At 67.7% G+C, this 16,508-nt stretch carries 18 protein-coding genes; 10 read left to right on the top strand and 8 right to left on the bottom strand.

Translation table 11 applies throughout. From position 1 onward, the window contains the following. The first annotated feature begins 95 nt into the window (after positions 1-95). The 6 genes from AC1Q87_RS17670 to AC1Q87_RS17695 all read left to right on the top strand — a co-directional run bounded on the left by AC1Q87_RS17670 (position 96) and on the right by AC1Q87_RS17695 (position 3,861). On the top strand, positions 96-1,940 hold the full coding sequence (locus tag AC1Q87_RS17670) for a long-chain-fatty-acid--CoA ligase (protein ID WP_492610146.1): 1,845 nt from the start codon (positions 96-98) through the stop codon (positions 1,938-1,940). Between the two features lie 56 nt (positions 1,941-1,996). Beyond that, entirely contained in the window at positions 1,997-2,350 is a 354-nt protein-coding gene (locus AC1Q87_RS17675) for a hypothetical protein (RefSeq protein WP_492610147.1), read from the top strand. Positions 2,351-2,590: 240 nt separating this feature from the next. Beyond that, positions 2,591-2,800: a cold-shock protein gene (locus AC1Q87_RS17680; RefSeq protein ID WP_492610148.1), complete on the top strand. Its 210-nt coding sequence runs from the start codon at positions 2,591-2,593 to the stop codon at positions 2,798-2,800. A 61-nt stretch (positions 2,801-2,861) separates the two neighbouring features. Further along, positions 2,862-3,080, top strand: coding sequence for a hypothetical protein (locus tag AC1Q87_RS17685; protein ID WP_492610149.1), 219 nt, complete (start codon positions 2,862-2,864; stop codon positions 3,078-3,080). Beyond that, positions 3,077-3,436, top strand: a complete 360-nt coding sequence (locus AC1Q87_RS17690; protein ID WP_492610150.1) for a DUF6481 family protein — start codon at positions 3,077-3,079, stop codon at positions 3,434-3,436. Before AC1Q87_RS17685 ends, AC1Q87_RS17690 begins: the two co-directional genes overlap by 4 nt. Before the next feature lie 164 nt (positions 3,437-3,600). After that, positions 3,601-3,861: a hypothetical protein gene (locus tag AC1Q87_RS17695; protein WP_492610151.1), complete on the top strand. Its 261-nt coding sequence runs from the start codon at positions 3,601-3,603 to the stop codon at positions 3,859-3,861. Between the two features lie 46 nt (positions 3,862-3,907). Here AC1Q87_RS17695 and AC1Q87_RS17700 read toward each other — a convergent pair whose 3' ends face one another. The 6 genes from AC1Q87_RS17700 to AC1Q87_RS17725 all read right to left on the bottom strand — a co-directional run bounded on the left by AC1Q87_RS17700 (position 3,908) and on the right by AC1Q87_RS17725 (position 11,023). Beyond that, positions 3,908-4,807, bottom strand: a complete 900-nt coding sequence (locus AC1Q87_RS17700) for an MBL fold metallo-hydrolase (protein ID WP_492610152.1) — start codon at positions 4,805-4,807, stop codon at positions 3,908-3,910. A 273-nt stretch (positions 4,808-5,080) separates the two neighbouring features. Further along, positions 5,081-5,995 (bottom strand): NAD(P)/FAD-dependent oxidoreductase, encoded by a 915-nt coding sequence (locus AC1Q87_RS17705; protein ID WP_492610153.1) that lies wholly within the window; start codon positions 5,993-5,995, stop codon positions 5,081-5,083. Positions 5,996-6,108: 113 nt separating this feature from the next. Continuing rightward, on the bottom strand, positions 6,109-6,666 hold the full coding sequence (locus AC1Q87_RS17710) for a hemerythrin domain-containing protein (RefSeq protein WP_492610154.1): 558 nt from the start codon (positions 6,664-6,666) through the stop codon (positions 6,109-6,111). Between the two features lie 150 nt (positions 6,667-6,816). Next, the gene (locus tag AC1Q87_RS17715; protein WP_492610155.1) at positions 6,817-9,519 is read right to left on the bottom strand and encodes a beta strand repeat-containing protein; all 2,703 of its coding nucleotides are present in this window, start codon (positions 9,517-9,519) and stop codon (positions 6,817-6,819) included. A gap of 147 nt (positions 9,520-9,666) precedes the next feature. Next, the gene (locus AC1Q87_RS17720) at positions 9,667-10,416 is read right to left on the bottom strand and encodes an SDR family oxidoreductase (RefSeq protein ID WP_492610156.1); all 750 of its coding nucleotides are present in this window, start codon (positions 10,414-10,416) and stop codon (positions 9,667-9,669) included. Then, positions 10,400-11,023 carry a TetR/AcrR family transcriptional regulator gene (locus AC1Q87_RS17725; RefSeq protein ID WP_492610157.1) on the bottom strand — a complete coding sequence of 208 codons (624 nt, stop codon included), beginning with the start codon at positions 11,021-11,023 and terminating at the stop codon, positions 10,400-10,402. The genes AC1Q87_RS17720 and AC1Q87_RS17725 overlap by 17 nt, the downstream gene beginning before the upstream one ends. Before the next feature lie 172 nt (positions 11,024-11,195). Here AC1Q87_RS17725 and AC1Q87_RS17730 point away from each other — a divergent pair, with 172 nt between their 5' ends. Continuing rightward, positions 11,196-11,795: a PEPxxWA-CTERM sorting domain-containing protein gene (locus AC1Q87_RS17730; protein WP_492610158.1), complete on the top strand. Its 600-nt coding sequence runs from the start codon at positions 11,196-11,198 to the stop codon at positions 11,793-11,795. Between the two features lie 60 nt (positions 11,796-11,855). Here AC1Q87_RS17730 and AC1Q87_RS17735 read toward each other — a convergent pair whose 3' ends face one another. Further along, positions 11,856-12,266: a protein tyrosine phosphatase family protein gene (locus tag AC1Q87_RS17735; RefSeq protein ID WP_492610159.1), complete on the bottom strand. Its 411-nt coding sequence runs from the start codon at positions 12,264-12,266 to the stop codon at positions 11,856-11,858. 105 nt (positions 12,267-12,371) lie between these two features. Here AC1Q87_RS17735 and oppB point away from each other — a divergent pair, with 105 nt between their 5' ends. Both oppB and AC1Q87_RS17745 read left to right on the top strand, forming a co-directional pair. Beyond that, positions 12,372-13,295: an oligopeptide ABC transporter permease OppB gene (gene oppB / locus AC1Q87_RS17740; protein ID WP_492610160.1), complete on the top strand. Its 924-nt coding sequence runs from the start codon at positions 12,372-12,374 to the stop codon at positions 13,293-13,295. Continuing rightward, positions 13,292-14,191 carry an ABC transporter permease gene (locus AC1Q87_RS17745; RefSeq protein WP_492610161.1) on the top strand — a complete coding sequence of 300 codons (900 nt, stop codon included), beginning with the start codon at positions 13,292-13,294 and terminating at the stop codon, positions 14,189-14,191. Before oppB ends, AC1Q87_RS17745 begins: the two co-directional genes overlap by 4 nt. A gap of 5 nt (positions 14,192-14,196) precedes the next feature. Here AC1Q87_RS17745 and AC1Q87_RS17750 read toward each other — a convergent pair whose 3' ends face one another. Continuing rightward, entirely contained in the window at positions 14,197-14,742 is a 546-nt protein-coding gene (locus tag AC1Q87_RS17750) for a hypothetical protein (RefSeq protein ID WP_492610162.1), read from the bottom strand. 9 nt (positions 14,743-14,751) lie between these two features. Between AC1Q87_RS17750 and AC1Q87_RS17755 the strand changes: the two genes are divergently transcribed. Then, positions 14,752-16,428 (top strand): peptide ABC transporter substrate-binding protein, encoded by a 1,677-nt coding sequence (locus AC1Q87_RS17755; RefSeq protein ID WP_492610163.1) that lies wholly within the window; start codon positions 14,752-14,754, stop codon positions 16,426-16,428. Positions 16,429-16,508: the final 80 nt, after the last annotated feature.

Below are 16,508 nucleotides of genomic sequence, written 5' to 3' on the forward strand. Positions count from 1 at the left end.
GCCCCTGTTCACCGAGCCGCGTTGCGTTAAGGACTTGGTGAATCTAGCTTGCGCCAGCCCCAGAGAGGGCGGCGTCGTCGGGAGGAAGTACGAGTATGCAAGGTTTGATGCAGGACTGGCCGCTGACGGTCGACAAGATCCTCGACCACGCCAAGGCCTGGCATGGCGGCCGCGAGGTCGTCAGCCGTTCGGTCGAAGGACCGATCGTCCGCACCACCTACGCCGCGATCCACGAGCGCGCCAAGCGCGTGTCGAACGCCCTCAAGGCCCTGGGCGTGGTCCCGGGCGACCGCGTCGCCACCCTGGCCTGGAACACCGGCCGCCACATCGAGGCCTGGTACGGCATCATGGGCATCGGCGCGGTGTGCCACACCCTGAACCCGCGCCTGTTCGCCGAGCAGCTCGTCTACATCATCAATCACGCCGACGATAAGGTCATCTTCACCGACCTGACCTTCCTGCCGATCCTGGCTTCGATCCGCGATCAGATCCCCGGCGTGAAGCACTTCGTCGTCTTCACCGACGAGGCGCACCTCGGCGACCAGCTGCCCGGCGCGCTGGCCTATGAGAGCCTGATCGAACAGGCCTCGGCCGACGTGACCTGGGGCGGCTTCGACGAGAACACCGCAGCGGGCCTCTGCTACACCTCCGGCACCACCGGCAATCCGAAGGGCGTGCTCTACTCGCACCGCTCGAACTTCCTGCACACCCTGGTGACCATGGGCGGCGACGTGCTCGGCATTCGGGCCACCGACACCGTGCTGCCGGTGGTGCCGATGTTCCACGCCAACGCCTGGGGCCTGGCGTTCTCGGCTCCTGCGGTCGGCGCCAAGCTGGTCATGCCGGGCCAGAAGCTCGACGGCGCCTCGGTGCACGAGCTGCTCGAGACCGAGGGCGTCACCTTCTCGGCCGCCGTTCCGACCGTCTGGCAGATGCTGCTGCAGCACCTGCGCGCCACCAAGAGCCAGCTGACCACCCTCAAGCGCGTCGTCATCGGCGGCTCGGCGGTGCCTGAGAGCATCGTGCGCGGCTTCCGCGACGAGTTCGGCGTCGACGTCACCCACGCCTGGGGCATGACCGAGACCTCGCCGCTCGGCACCCAGGCCACGCCGAACGCCGCCATCGCCGCCATGGACGCCGAGGCCCAGCTGCAGTTCAAGCTGAAGCAGGGCCGCGCCCCGCTCGGCATCGAGCTCAAGCTGGTCGACGACGAGGAGAAGGACCTGCCGCACGACGGCGCCACCTTCGGCCGCCTCAAGGTCGCCGGCCCGTTCGTGGTCGGCCAGTACTTCAAGTCCGAGGGCGGAAACATCCTCGACGACGCGGGCTTCTTCGACACCGGCGACGTCGCCACCCTCGACGAGCACGGCTTCATGCAGATCACCGACCGCGCCAAGGACGTGATCAAGTCGGGCGGCGAATGGATCTCCTCCATCGAGATCGAGAACATCGCCGCCGGCCACCCGAAGGCCGAACTCGCCGCGGTCATCGGCGTCGCCCACCCCAAGTGGGACGAACGCCCGCTGCTGCTGGTCAAGCTGAAGGCCGGCGAAAGCTCGTCCAAGGAAGAGTTCCTGCAGTTCCTGGAAGGCAAGATCGCCAAGTGGTGGACGCCCGACGACGTCGCCTTCGTCGAGGACATCCCGCTCGGCGCCACCGGCAAGATCGACAAGAAGCTGATCCGCGACCGGATGAAGGACTATGTCCTGCCGACCGCGGCGACCGGCGGGGCCGCGGCCCTGGCCGTCTCGCCGGAGCCGAAGATCTACGCGCCTGAGCCCGCAGCCCAGGCGCCGGACGACGGGTCCTGGCTGCAGTGGACGCCTGGCCCCGATCAGGCGGTCGATCGCGCCGCGTCGCCGCCGCGTGCGGCTCCGACGGCCAAACCGCAGCCACCGGAGGCCCCGGCGGACGCCGTGCGCCCTTTTCGGCGGAGCTGACCGCGTCTGAGCCGGCCATCGCGCCGGCTCAGGGGCGGCCGGCTGCATCCGTTCTGGTGCGTCAGCCGGCCGTCTCGCACGGCTTCGCCGAACTTTATCTGAATGGCGCGACCCTGATCGCCCTGGCGCCGGCCTGCCTGGTCGCCGTCGGGGTGATCGCGCCCAAGCTCGGTCTGATGAGCGAGGGCGTCGGGGTCGGGCTCGTCGCCATGGAGTGGGCGCCGCACGTCGCCCTGGCCAGCGTCGCCGGCGGCTTCTTTGCCGCGCTGGTCGCCCTGCTGGCCGGCTTCTCGCGGTTCTGGCTGCGCGCGCTGCTGGTGCTGGCGATCACCACCGCGACCTTGTTCGCTTATGTCTGGGACCGCGAAGTGCGTCAGCCCGCCGCCGAGGCGCAGGTGACGCTCCGCTGAGGCGGAGCTAGGCCCGCCGAACGACCCGATCTTCCCGCCGCCTTCCAGCGCTTCCATAATTGCGTCTGGCGTGAAGTACTTATTTTCGCTATAAGCCACAATCGAAGATCGCTTTTGGCTCGGTTGTTCTCATCGCTTTTTCTTCAAGAAGCGGCCCGAGCCGACCTCAACCTTCTCCGAAAATTTGATCCGCGGCCCCGTACTGGGCGCGCGAAAACTTGCGCCTGAAAGGTGACAATTATGACGACTGGCATCGTGAAGTGGTTCAACCCGACCAAGGGCTTTGGCTTTATTCAGCCTGATGAAGGCGGGGCCGACGTGTTCGTGCACATCAGCGCCGTCGAGCGTTCCAGCCTCGGCTCCCTCGAAGAGGGCCAGAAGCTCGGCTACGAACTGGAACTGGACTCGCGCAGCGGCAAGATGACCGCCGTGCAGTTGCAAGCGGTCTAAGCGTCTTGTCATCCGCCCGGACCGGCCCAGCTTCTCCAGCCGGTTCGGCGGAGGAACGCTCATGACCATCTCCACCATCGAGCGCGCGTACGAGATCGCCCGCTCGGGACAGGTGCGCGATCTCGCCACGCTCAAGCTGCGGCTTGAAGGGGACGGGTGTCGCGCAGTGGAGGCCCTGCTCGCACCGCGGTCCCTGCGCCGTCACCTCGAGGCCATCTGCGTCGCGGCGTTCAAGCCGGCGCAGGTCGACCCATCCGCGGACAACCGAAAGCACAAATGAACGAAACTCAACGCACTGAATTCGCCGAACGCCTGAAGACGGCCGCCGCTGCGCGCAGCGCGCTTCTGGCCAAGCTTCGGCCGAAGCCCATGGTCGCGGCCGCCCAGACACCCGACCGCAGCGCCGCGCGCGCCGCCGAGCTAGAACAGGTCCGAGCCGCTCGCCGCCAGGCCAAGGCCGACAAGCAGCAGGCGGCGGCCGACGCCCAGGAAGCCGCCCGTCAGGCGGGCGAAGCCGCCGCCGCGGCGTCGCTCGACGCCAAGCGCGGTGAACGCAAAGAGCGCAAGGCGCTCACCAAGGCCGAGCAAAAGGCGAAGCGCGACCTGCGCTACGCCGCGCGCAAGGCCCGCCAGTAGTCACCCACAGGAGCACCGATGGCGAGGAAGCCGAATTACCAATTTGAGCGCATGGAGCGCGAACGCCTGAAGGCGAACAAGACCGCGGCCAAGGCCGCGGAAAAGCGCGAAGAGCGCGAACGCGCGCGGGCGCTCTCGACCCCGCCGGAGGAGGACAAGTAGCCATGTCGACCAGCGTCGTTTACAGCCATGAGACGGTCAGTCTCGACGGGCAGGTCTTCTCCGACTGCGAGTTCTTGAAATCCCGCCTGATCTACGCCGGCGGCGAGCCGCCGATCTTCGAGAACTGCCGCTTCCAGGACTGCGAGTGGCGGTTCGACGGCCCGGCCGGTCGCACACTCGCCTATCTCAAGAACCTGTGGGGCGCGGGCGAAAAGGCCTCGGTCCAGGCCGCAATCAAGGAAATCACCGGCGTCGCCCGCTGAGGCGACGTCTGCGCTCCAGCCGGCGATTCGCGGCGGCTCGGGCCCCTCAGCTCGCCAGGCGGTAGTCGCTGTCCAGGCCCGGGTCGCGGTCGTCGCTGACCACCACGCCGCGGCGGGTGAGGTCGATCATGTGGCCCAGCACCGAGCGGGCCGCGGCCGGCCACAGCCGCTTGTCCACCTCGGCGTAAAGCACCGGCACCATGTCCTTGATCTTGCCGTGGCCTTCGCCGACCGCCTTCAGCACCTGCGCCTCGCGGGCGCGGCGGTGGGCGATATAGGCTTCGATGAACGGGCGGACCTTCAGCACCGGCGGACCGTGCGTCGGCCACAGAATGTCGAAGTTCCGGTCCTTCACCAGGTCCAGGCTCTCCATGTAGGCGGTCATGTCGCCGTCGGGCGGCGACACCACCGTCGTCGACCAGCCCATGATGTGGTCGCCCGAGAACAGCGCGTTCTCTTCCTTCAGCGCAAAGCAGATGTGGTTGGAGGTGTGGCCCGGCGTGGCGATCGCCTCCAGCGTCCAGCCCGGCCCTTCGAAGATCGCCCCCCCGCCGCAGATGTCGATGTCGGGGGTGAACGACAGGTCGTGGCCGGCCTCGGTGATCACCGTCGAGTCGCCAGCCTTCGCGCCCACCGCGCAGCCGTAGATCTTGGCGCCGGTCTTCTCCTGTAGCGGGCCGGCGAGGGGCGAATGGTCCGAGTGGTGGTGCGTCACCAGGATGTGGGTGACGGTCTCGCCCTCCAGCGCCGCCATCAGCGCGTCGAGATGCTCGGGCATGTCGGGGCCGGGGTCGATGACCGCCACCTTGCCCTTGCCGATGATGTAGGTGCCGGTGCCCAAATAGGTGAACGGGCCGGGATTGTTGGCCACCACCCGGCGGATCAGCGGCGAGACCTGGTCGCAGGCGCCGTACTCGAACTGAATCTCACGAACATAAGGGATCATCGAAAAGTCCTTGGGCGGCGCCCGTCTTGCTGTCCTGCCCTCGAACTTGGGGTGCGAGGTCGGTCATGGTGACGGACACGGCGATTTATGTATCAAAACGGCTTCAGAGGGTGGCCTTCGCGCTGCTCTGTCTCGTCGCGGCCCAGCTGGTGCTGGCCGTCGCGAGTTGCGAACCCGAGCAGGTAGCCATGGGCGCCGCCCGGGTGCAACTCACACAGCAGCCCTGAGCCGGGCGCGGGCGGTGATCGAGCGCCGTCGCGTCCCGAAGCGGCGCTACGTCGTCTCCGATTGACGCAGGCGATTGTGGATCGCCGTGGCGGCGATCGCGGCCTCGCCCTCGGCGGTGCTGATCTGGTTTAGGCCGCGCACTAGGTCGCCGGCCGCGAACAGCCCCCGCACTGTGGTTTCCTGATGCTCATCGACTACAAGGCGCCCGTCGCCCGCCACCTGCGCGCCGGCGGCGACGGCCAAGTCGCAGCGTGCGCGGACCCCGAATGCTGAATAGACCGCGTCGAACCGGCGGGACGCAGCCGCCGTGACGCAGATGGCCGTCTGGTCGTCAGTCTCGAACGACAGGGCGGACACCGGTTCTTCCAGAACGGCGATCCCCGCGGCGGCGAGACGCTGTCGCTCATTGTCGGGCAACGCCAGCGGCAAGCCTGTGTGGATCAGCGTGACGGCGTCGCTATAGGTCTTGAGGAACAGCGCCTCGCGGGCGCCCAGCGCGCTATCGCCGATCACCGCAAGCACCCCGTCGCTGGCCTCAAAGCCGTCGCAGATGGGGCAGATTCGTAGCAGCCCGGTTCGGACCGCGTCCGCCACGCCCGGCAGGTCGGGGGTGCGATCGACCACTCCGGTGGCGATGAGCACCGCTTTGGTCAGATGGTCCTCGCAGTCGATCTCCAGGTGAAAGCCGCTCTTCGTCGGGGTGATCGACGTGACGTGGCCGGTGTCTATCCGGGCGCCGTAGCGTTCGGCCTGGGTTTGCATCCGCGCCAGCAAGTCGGCGCCGACGATCCCGTCTGGAAACCCAGGATGGTTGCGCGTGCGGGGAATCCAGCCGGCTCGGCTCTCTCCATCGTGGAAGACCCGGAACCGGCGTTTGAAGCGTGCGAGATAGATCGCCGCCGTCAGCCCGGCCGGGCCGGCCCCGACGATGACGACATCGGCTGTCTGTACGTCGGCCATCTGTCAGAGCGCGACGACGGGGCGATGCTGGTCAGTTTCGGCCACGGGGCCTCCTGCGGCGCGCGGGCGGCGCTGAACCTGATCGGAACAGCGCCGGGAGCGTCCCGTCGGCGTTAGTTGGGCTTCGACTTCGCGAGCTGAGCCATGAGCTCCTGCTTGCGCGCTTTGAGGCTCTCGCCCATGGCGTCCAGATCCTCGTCACCCTTCTTTGCCTGGGCGAAGATGCCGCCTGGCTGCTCCTCCTCCTTTACGTGGTGCTTGATGTACTCGCCTAGGACCTTGACTTTGGCGTCGTAGTATTCGTCGCCGGGAGACATGGCTTCGATTTCGGCGATTAGTTTCTTGGCGCCATCATGCTCGACATAGGCTTCGTCCAGCATGTCGTCCTCCACCTCGCCACGTTCTGCGGGATAAAAGATCTCTTCTTCGATGCGGGTGTGGACCTTCAGAGCAAGGGCGATCTTGTTGAACATCCCCAACTTCTCGCTCTCTGCTTCCAGCTGTTCGTACTCGTCGAACCAACCCTCGACTTCGCGGTGGTCCTTCTTGAGCAGGCTGATGGCGAGGGGGTCCGGCCGGCCCGTACGGCGTGTGCGGCGCGCCGTTGCGGCGGGCGGCGTCTTCGGTGCGGTCGTCTTGGAGGCAGCGGGTTTTGTGGCGGTAGTCGCCATGACATCAACTTTCATTTGGGGGGTGTAAGGGAAAGCCCTCCCGCCGAACGAAGTTCCTCGAATGTCGCGCTGGGGTGATCACGGTTTGTGTCAGCCCCGCGCTGTACTCTTTGGGCGCCCCCGCCAAGCCGGCTCAGGCCGAGCTGGCGATTATGCAAACCATCCCTGCGTGACGCTGCCGGCCGCGACGCCGACCAGCAGGACGCTCCCCCCGCCCGTGAAGCTGATCAGCGCGCCCTCGGGTGTCGCCGCGACGCTCCAGCGCGCGCCGGCCAGGTCCACGTCCAGGCCGATACGATCGCCCTGGCTGAAGCTGAAGTCGGTGACGACGTCGGCCCCTCCACCGACCCCGAACATGAAGACGTCGGCTCCGGCGCCGCCGGTCAGCGTGTCGGCCCCCGCGTCGCCGAACAGGATGTCGTCGCCCTCGTCGCCGAACAGCGCGTCGTTGTCGCGACCGCCCAACAGCACGTCGTTGTCGCGCTGGCCGTATAGGGTGTCGGCGCCCTGGTTGCCCTGGACCGTGTCGGCGCCGCGCCCGCCCATCAGCAGGTCCGCGCCTTCGCCGCCCTTAATCTGGTCGTCGCCGGCGTTGCCGTTGATGAAGTCGTCGCCGGCCCCGCCCGAGAGCGTGTCGGCGTCGTCCGGCTGGTCGGGGATGGGGCCGCCGCCGCCCCAGATCACGTCGTCGCCGTCGCCGCCGTCGACCTTGTCGGCGCCGAGGTCGGCATAGATGACGTCCGCGCCGTCGCCGCCGCTGACGGAATCGTCGCCGCGCCCGCCGAGCAAGGTGTCCGCGCCGCCGCCGCCCGACAGGCTGTCGGCGCCCGCATTGCCATGGATCCAGTCGTTCCCCTCGTAGCCCGCTACGACGTCGTCGCCGCCGCCGGCCGAGGCCTGGCCTCCCGCGGCGGGCAGGTTGATCACGTCGGGGCCGTCGCTGGGGGCGGTCGAAACGCCTCCTCCGCCGCCACCGCCACCGCCGCCACCGCCGCCACCGCCACCGCCGCCGCCGCCGCCGGGCGGGGCGTAGGTCAGGGTGACGTCGTTACCGTCGCCGCCGACATAGCTGATCGTGAAGTCGCGTCCGCCGACCGTCAGGCGGGCGCCTTCGCCGAGGCCGGCGAAGGTCGCGTTGATGGCGTACGAGCTGAGATTGTCGATGATCTTGAAGACGCCGGACGTCGGCGCAAATCCGTTCACCAGACTGACGTCCAGCGTCGCGCCGGTCAGCACGACGCCTCCGGTGACGACGATCTTGTCGTGCTGGCTCGGACCGCCAAGCTCGATCTGCAGGGAGCCGCCGCTGAAGTAGTTGAGGTAGCCGGTGCTGAACGCGCTCAGTCCGCTCGGCGCGAGCGTGCCGCCTGAATAGATCATGACCGTGCCGGACGTGCCGCCGGAACCGCTGACCAAGCCTGCGTCCTTGATGATGAGCCACGAGCTGATCGTCGAGTTGACCCGCAATTCGCCTGCCGTGACGTAGAAGTTGCCGCTGCCGCTGCCGCCGCCGCCGCTGGTTTCGCCGCCAGTCAGGATGAGGACGCCGCCCCCCTCTTTGGTGAGCGACGCACTGGCGACTATCGCGCCGTTCAGCGTGCCCTGGACGCCAGTGTCGACGATGATCGTCCCTGTACCGGAGACGGCGTTCGCGAATTCGCGTTCGGCGTTAATTCTGAGCGCGCCGCCGTTGAAAAACAGCGTCCCAGCGCCGAGAGCGTTGTTGTTGCCCGCGATGACGGTGCCGCCCGTGAAGGCCATCGTACCGGCGAACGTGTTGACGCCGGTGAGGATGAGCGTCCCGCTCCCGAACATCGCCACGGAGTGCCCGGCGCTTCCGGCGATGACTCCGCTCCAGGTGAGTTCGCCATGTGCTTCGAGGTGCGTACTCCCAGCAAGCGTAAGGCCGCCGCTAACGGTCACGGCGCCGGATGCTACGCGGATCGTCCCGCCGGCTCCGTCGCCGGTATCGATCGTGATGTTGTCGGCGACGGTGACGCCGGCGCCGATCTCAAGGCGCGTAAAGCTGCCGAGGCTGACGCCTCCGGCGCTCGTTCCCAACGCGGCGCCATCGGTGATTTTCAGCACGCTGCTTTGCCGGATCGCGATGTTGCCGGAATAGCTGCCGTTGGCCCCGCCTAGGGTCAGCGTCCCGCCCCCGGCGTGCGTAAGATCCCCGGAGCCGGTCAGCGCGCCCGTCAGGGTCACGTCCGAAAGGATCTCAAGGCGCGACGCGGCAATGACGTTGATGCTGTTGTCTATGGTGGTCGAACCCGAGATACGGAGCGTGCCGCCGCTCAGCGTCACCCCAGCTGAACCGAGTTGAGCGTCGGCCGTGATCTGCGCGGCGCCGCCCGAAATGTTCAGGCCGCCCGACCAACCGGCGTTGTCGCCATGAAGGTACAGGGCGCCTGCGCCGGATTTGATGAGCGCCCCAGTCCCTGTCAGCGGGGTCAGCGAGATCGATTCGCCGCTAGCGGTGGAGACGGTCAGATCGGCGCCGACGTTCATCTTGTAGCTTAAGCCGTACCCGATCGACGCCGAGCCGGTGATCGTGAGCGGCGAGACGACGCTCACGTCGCTTCCAAGTGTGATCATACTTCCGCCGGAAAGCGGCGAAGCGAAACTGATCGTGCCGCCCGGCGACACCCAGTTCAGCGCCTCCCGCAGGCTGAGGCCGGCGCCGTCCGCCGTGTCGGCCGCCAAGTCCGCCCCCAGGGTGGCGTCGGCTCCGCTGTCGCTGCTGGTCGTCACCGTCAGCGCGTCTTCCACGGCCGCCGCCGCTCGCGCATGCGCAAAGCCGTCCGTCGGCTGGAGGCTCGCAGCCTCCCAGCCCGCTTGATTGACGCTCATACCCTTCGCCCCCCGGCAAAAATGACGGCCCGTGGACCGCCTTGCGCCGCGCATCTCGCATCCCGGATGAGCGGCGAACTCCCCTCTGACAACTCAAGGTAAGGTCAAGCTTCGCGCGGCGCGTCAAGGCGATGCGCGTCCTGGGGGTTAGCCTCGGCGCATGATCCGCTCGCCGACGCCGGGCGCGACGCGCATCAGGATCGGCAGCAGCTTGGCGCGGTCGACATAGACTTCGCGCCGACCTGCCAGGATCGCGTCCACCACTTCGTCGGCGGCTTCGGCCGGGGTGATCTTGCCGTCGCCGCGGCCGGCGGTCATGTCGGTGTCGACCAGGGCCATGATCGCCTCGATCACCTGCACGTTCGGCGCGCCGTCCTCGCACTGATAGCGCAGCGCCTTCGTGAAGCTGCGGACCGCCGCCTTGGTCGCGCAATAGACCGGCGAGGAGGTTTTCGGGGCCAGGGCCAGGCCGCTGGTGACGTTGACGATGGCCGCCGAGGGCTGTCGGCGCAGGTGGTCCAGCAGTCCGGTCGAGATCGCCACCACCGCGTCGAGGTTCAGGCTGATCTCGCGGCGCAGGGCCGGACGCAGCGCCTCGACGTCGTCGGCCAGGAAGTCGGTCAGGGTCTGGGCGCCGGCGTTGTTGACCACCACCGACAGGTCCGGATGCCGGCGCGGCAGGTCGCGGACGAAGGCGTCGGTCTGCTGCGGGTCCGAAAGGTCGACCGGCCAGGCCGTGACCCGGCGCGGATGCTGCGCGTGCAGCCGCGCCAGCCGCTCGCCGTCGCGGCCGGCGGCGATCACCAGCGCGCCCTCGGCCAGGAATCGGCGGGTCAAGGCCAGACCGATGCCGCGCGCCCCGCCGGTGACCAGGATCGTCCTATCGCGCAGCTGCATGGGAGGGCACCTTTATGGCGGGCCCGAACACCTGGCGGACCAGGGCGCGGGCGGTGGCGGGATCGGGCGGGACCTGCAGCACCAGCAGCTGGAAGAACGGCGCCCCCAGCAGCAGGTCGAGCAGCAGGCCGGTGTCGGCGTCGGCGGGCGCCAGGCCCTGGCGCTTGGCTTCCTCGACCAGACCACGCAGCGGGCCGTGCTCGCGCGCGCCCTGGGTGACCTGGGTCATCGCCCGTGCGAGCTCCGGCTCATGCGCCGCATGCGAGACGACCGCGCGGATGGCGCCGCCCAACGGGCCGTCGGCGAAGGCGGCCATCTTGGCGGCCAGCACGGCGGCGATGTCCTCGCGCACGTCGCCGGTCCGGGCCGGGGCGGCGTGGGCCTGGCGCAACCCGTGCTGGATGGCCTGGGCGAACAGCGCCGGCTTGCTCGGCCAGCGGCGATAGACGGTCGCCTTGCTGGCGCGGGCGGCCGCGGCGATGTCGGCGGTGCTTGTCCCGGCGTAGCCGCGCTCGGCCAGCAGCCGCAGCGTCGCGGCGAGGATCGCGGTGGTGGCCTCCTCGTCGCGCGGACGTCCGGGGCCGATGGCGATGGTATCGGTACTCATGGGTACCATATTGGCGGCCAGAAATGAGTACCGTCAAGTACCGATTTTGCGGCTGGGTTGGCACGACGCCTGCTTGCACCCGTCCGACGCGAGTTGATTTCGCCTCTGACGGGTCGAAATGGGACGAGCAAGGTTCGCGGCGAGGTCGCCGCACAATTTGGGGCTTGAGACCATGAAGAAGCTGATTGCAGGCGCGATCGCCGCCGGAACCCTGATGTTCGGCCTGCCGGCCGCGGCCGCCGTCACGGTGGCGGACTTCCGCTCGGACTCCCACCTGCCGGACTACAGCTCGAGCAGCGGCAAGATCTATCAGAGCAACGGCGCCGTCCTCGGCGCCGGCTACGAGCTGGGCGGTGACGACTTCGTCTCCAACGCGTCGGGCTGGGGCGGCGGCGTGGTGTTCGTCGACTGGGACGCGGTGACCAACATCATCACCCTGCGCTCGCAGGACACCTGGGACTTCCAGACCTACAGTCTCGCGATCAGCAACGTCCTGTTCGACCGCGCCCAGAAGATCACTGGCGTCACCCTGCTGAGCAACAATCTCACCGACAGCGGCGTCGTGCCGACGCTCAGCTTCACCGGCAATTCGATCAACATCGGCTACGCTCGGCCGCAGACCTTCAACTTCACCGGCGGCACGGCCAGCTTCCAGGTCGCGCTCAGCGCCGTTCCGGAGCCGGCCACCTGGGCGATGATGATCATCGGCTTCGGCGCGGTCGGGACCATGGTCCGCGCCTCGCGCCGCCAGAACGCCTTCGCCGCGATCTGAGAAGCGCCGACCTACGGACGATGGCCCGCTCCCGTCATCCGGGGGCGGGCCTTTTTCGTGTCAGCGCGGGAAGGCGCCCGAGAGGTCGTAACCGGCCTGGGCGCCCAGCTCGACAAGCTCGTCGGCCGAGCGCTCGTCGGCCTGGAACTGGCCAAGCGACCAGGTGACGATCGAGCGCGTGCCCGAGCGGCAGAAGGCCAGCACCGGCCCGCCGGCGGCCTCGACGGCGCGATAGTTGGCCTCGACCTGGTCGGGGGTCGGGCCGCCGCGCACCGGGATGTGGACGTAATCCAGGCCGGCCGCCTTGGCCGCCGCCTCGATCTCGGCGCTGGTCGGCTGGGTGGGGTCCTCGCCGTCCGGGCGATTGTTGATCACTAGCTTGAAGCCCTGGGCCGCGGCGCTCGCCAGGTCGGCGGTCGAGATCTGGGGGGCGACCGAAAGCTGGTCGGTGACGCGTCGGAAGTCAGTCATCTGCAATACCGCTAGGAGGGGAGGGGGCGATCGTTTGACATCATCGGGGGCCGGTGAAAGTTTCGCAACGCCCGGCCGACGATCGGCCGTCACCTTGAGCCCCTGATGTTCCGCTTCATCGGCCGCCGCCTGCTGGTGGCCATCCCGACCCTGTTCCTGGTGGTGACAGTCGCATTCTTCATGATGCGCGCCGCCCCGGGCAGCCCGTTCGACATGGACCGCAAGCTCTCGCCCGAGATCGAGCGGAACGTCATGGCCAAGTACGGCATGGATAAGCCGCTGCACGAACAGTACTTCAACTATCTCCGCGACGTGACCCACGGCGATTTCGGTCCGTCGCTGAAGTACAAGGACAAGTCCGTCCTCCAGATCCTGCAGGAGAACTACAAGGTCAGCCTGGTCCTCGGCCTGTCGGCGATCATCCTGGCCAGCGTGGTTGGGGTGACCCTGGGGGTGCTGGCCGCCCTGCGGCAGAACAAACTGGTCGACTACGGGGTCATGGCGGTGGCCATCATCGGGGTCTGCATCCCGACATTCGTCACGGCGCCGCTGCTCGTGCTGATATTCGGATCGAAACTTCAGCTTTTGCCTTCTGGCGGTTGGAACGGCGGGGCGCTCGCAAACCTGATACTGCCGGTCGCGGTGCTGGCCCTGCCGCAGATCGCGATCATCTCGCGCCTGACGCGGGCCGGCATGATTGAAGTGCTGCGCTCGAACTACATCCGCACCGCCCGCGCTAAGGGCTTGCCCGAACACAGGATTGTCGGAAAGCACGCGCTGCGCGCGGCGATCCTGCCGCTGGTCAGCTATCTCGGCCCGGCATGCGCGGGTCTGCTGACCGGCAGCTTGGTGGTGGAAAAGATCTTTAACCTGCCGGGACTGGGCAAGTTTTTCGTCATTTCGGCGCTCCAGCGCGACTACACCGTGGTCATGGGCATGGTGATTTTCTACGCCGCCCTGATCCTCGTCCTCAACCTGATCGCCGACCTGCTCTATGCGGCGCTTGATCCCCGCGTGAGGCTGTCGTGATCCTGGCTCCCGGTTCGCGCGCCGGCGCGCAAGTCATGGAAAAGGCTGTGAAAGGCCGCAGCCTGTGGGACGACGCGCTGCGCCGCCTGTTCCGCAACTGGGCGGCGGTCAGCGGCATGGCGGTGCTGGCGGTGCTGGTGCTGGTCGCCATCGTCGGGCCGCACCTGGTCCCGTTCAGCTACGACCAGATCAACAAAGACGACGTCTGGGCCCCGCCGCTGACCGCCGGCCATCTCTTGGGCGCCGACTCGCTGGGCCGCGATTTGCTCGCCAGGCTGCTTATGGGGCTTAGGGTTTCGCTGGCCATCGGGCTGGTGGCGACGCTGGTGTCGCTGGTCATCGGCATCGCCTGGGGCGCGGTAGCCGGCTATGTCGGCGGGGTGCTGGACGAGATCATGATGCGCGTCGTCGACGTGCTCTACTCGCTGCCTTTCATCTTCTTCGTGATCCTGCTGATGGTGACCTTCGGGTCGAACATCATTCTGATCTTCATCGCCATCGGCGCCGTCGAGTGGCTGACCATGAGCCGCATCGTCCGCGGCCAGACGTTGGGCTTGAAGCACAAGGAGTTCGTGGAGGCCGCGCGCGCCGCGGGCCTCAGCCAGGCCGGCGTCATCTCGCGCCACATCATCCCCAACCTGCTTGGGCCTGTGGTGGTCTATGTGACCCTGACGATACCTGCCGTTATCCTGGCGGAGAGCTTCCTCAGCTTCCTGGGCCTCGGCGTGCAGCCGCCCATGGCCTCGCTCGGCACGCTGATCGCGGGCGGGGCGCAGGACATGGAGCTGGCTCCCTGGCTGCTGATCTTCCCCGCCCTCACCATGGTCGTGACGCTGATGAGCTTCAACTTCATCGGCGACGGCCTTCGGGACGCGATCGACCCGAAGGACCGCTGAGGCCGCTAACGCACCCGCTTGGCGCGGGCGCCCGACTGGCCGTCCACGCTGAGGAAGTAGCCGCCGACCGCGCCCTTGCGGACTTCGACCTTGCTGCCCTTCTTCGGCTGCCGGCCGAGATCGGCGGCGTCGTAGAACTGCCAGACCGCGCCGCCGGTGAGCTCGAACACCCACTTGCCGTCGCCGCCGCGATAGGCGCGCTCGACCGTGTCCTCGATGCGGCTGGCCTCCTCGGGGGTGGCCTCGGCCTTGTTGAACATGTCCAGGGTCGGCAGGCTGAGTCCGAAGGCCTGCTTGCGCGCGGCCTTGGCCTGCTCGCGGTCGACGACGACGATGTCGCCCTTCTTTTCGGCGGTGTCGATGGCGCCGGCGGCGGCGTCGTAGCAGGCCAGGCGTTCGGTCGGGTCGCTCTTGGTCTTGCAGTCCAGCAGCGATTGCAGCACCGCAGCGCGGCCTTCTGGCTTGGCCTGGGCGGCGGCCTGACCCGCGGCGGCGAGGGTGGCCAGCAGGGCGATGGCGGTCAGCTTTGAGCGCGTGGGAAAGTGTGTCATCCGTGACCCATGGTTTCGACGTCCCGCATTGATAGGGCGCTCCGGGCGCTCGGCAATACGCTGATCCTGGCGACTGCAGCGTTTTCCATCGCCGCCTGCGCACCGAAGGGGCCGTCGCGGCCGCCGTGCCCGGCGGGGCAGGTCTGCATCCAGGCGGGCAACGTCTCCGAGCCGGTGACCCTCGATCCGCACAAGTCGACCGGCACCTGGGAAGACCGGATCATCTCCAACCTCCTGATCGGGCTCACGGACTCCGACGAACGGGGCGAGGCGGTCCCGGGCATGGCCGAGCGTTGGGAGACCAGCGCCGACGGCCTGGTCTGGACGTTCCACCTGCGCGACGCCAACTGGTCGGACGGCGTGCCGGTGACGGCGGACGATTTCGTGTTCTCGCTGCGGCGCATCCTGCTGCCGGAGACTGCGTCGGAGTACGCCTCCGTCCTCTACCTCATCAAGAACGCCCAGGCCGTGAACGAGGGCAAGGCGCCCGCGGAGACGCTCGGCGTGCGGGCGATCTCGCCGAAGGTGCTCGAGATCACGCTGAACCATCCGGCTCCGTATCTGCCGGAGCTCGCCAAGCACCACACCATGTCGCCGCTGCCCAAGCACCTGCTCGACAAGGTCGGCGAGAAGTGGGTGCAGCCCGGGACGTACCTCTCGAACGGCCCCTACATCGTCACCGACTGGAAGCTCGGAGACTACGTGCGGCTGGTGAAGAACCCGCGGTTCTACGAGGCCGACAAGGTCTGCGTCGATCAGATCTACCTCTATCCGACCCCGGACGCGGCGATGGCCGAGCGCCGAGTGGCGCGCGGGGAACTGGACATGAATGCGGACATCCAGTCGAACCGCATCGCGTTCCTGCGCGAGACCATGCCCGGCTACGTGCGCACCCACACCTACCTGGGCGTGACCTATCTGGCGTTCAACTCGAATGTCCCAGCCTTCAAGGACAAGCGCGTGCGCCAGGCGCTGACCATGTCGATCGACCGCGACTTCATCACTGAGAAGCTGCTGCGCGGAGGGCAGACGGCGGCCTACACCTTCGTGCCGCCGGGTGTCGCCGACTACAAGCCCGCGCAGCCGCCGGCTTGGGCCGGTTGGCCGCTCGAGAAGCGACAAGCCGAGGCGCGCCGCCTGTTGGCCGAGGCCGGCTACGGGCCGAAGAACCCGCTGCGGTTCGAGATCAAGCACCGCAACACGCCGGATCCGATGTTGTTCATGCCGGCCATCCAGGCCGACTGGAAGGAGATCGGGGTCGATGCGCGCCTGGTGCAGAACGAAGCCCAGATCGCCTATGCGGCCTTCCGTTCGCGAGACTTCGACGTCGCCGACGCCGCCTGGATTGCTGATTACAACGACGCGATGAGCTTCCTGTACCTGCAGCAGTCGGCGACCGGTCCGCAAAATTATGGCGATTATCGCAATCCGGCCTACGACGCGCTGCTCGCCAAGGCCGACGCCGAAGTCGACGCCCAGGTTCGCGCCGGTTACCTCGCTCAGGCCGAAGCGTTGATGCTCGATGACGCCCCAGTTGCGCCTATCTACTTCTACGTGAACAAGAATCTCGTCTCACCGAAGGTCACCGGCTTTGTCGACAACCTCGTCGACCAGCATCGCGCGCGTTACTGGTGTGTCGCCAAAGGCACGCCTGGGGCGGAGAATTCCGTTACGCCAAAAGGGTAAAATCGTGCGCGACAGCCCCGCTCGGGCACAATCTGTGACCAGAATGCGACAGGTTGGCGTCCACAACATTGCGGTCGCGT

The organism is Phenylobacterium sp. GW823-FHT02A09 (assembly GCF_058797775.1).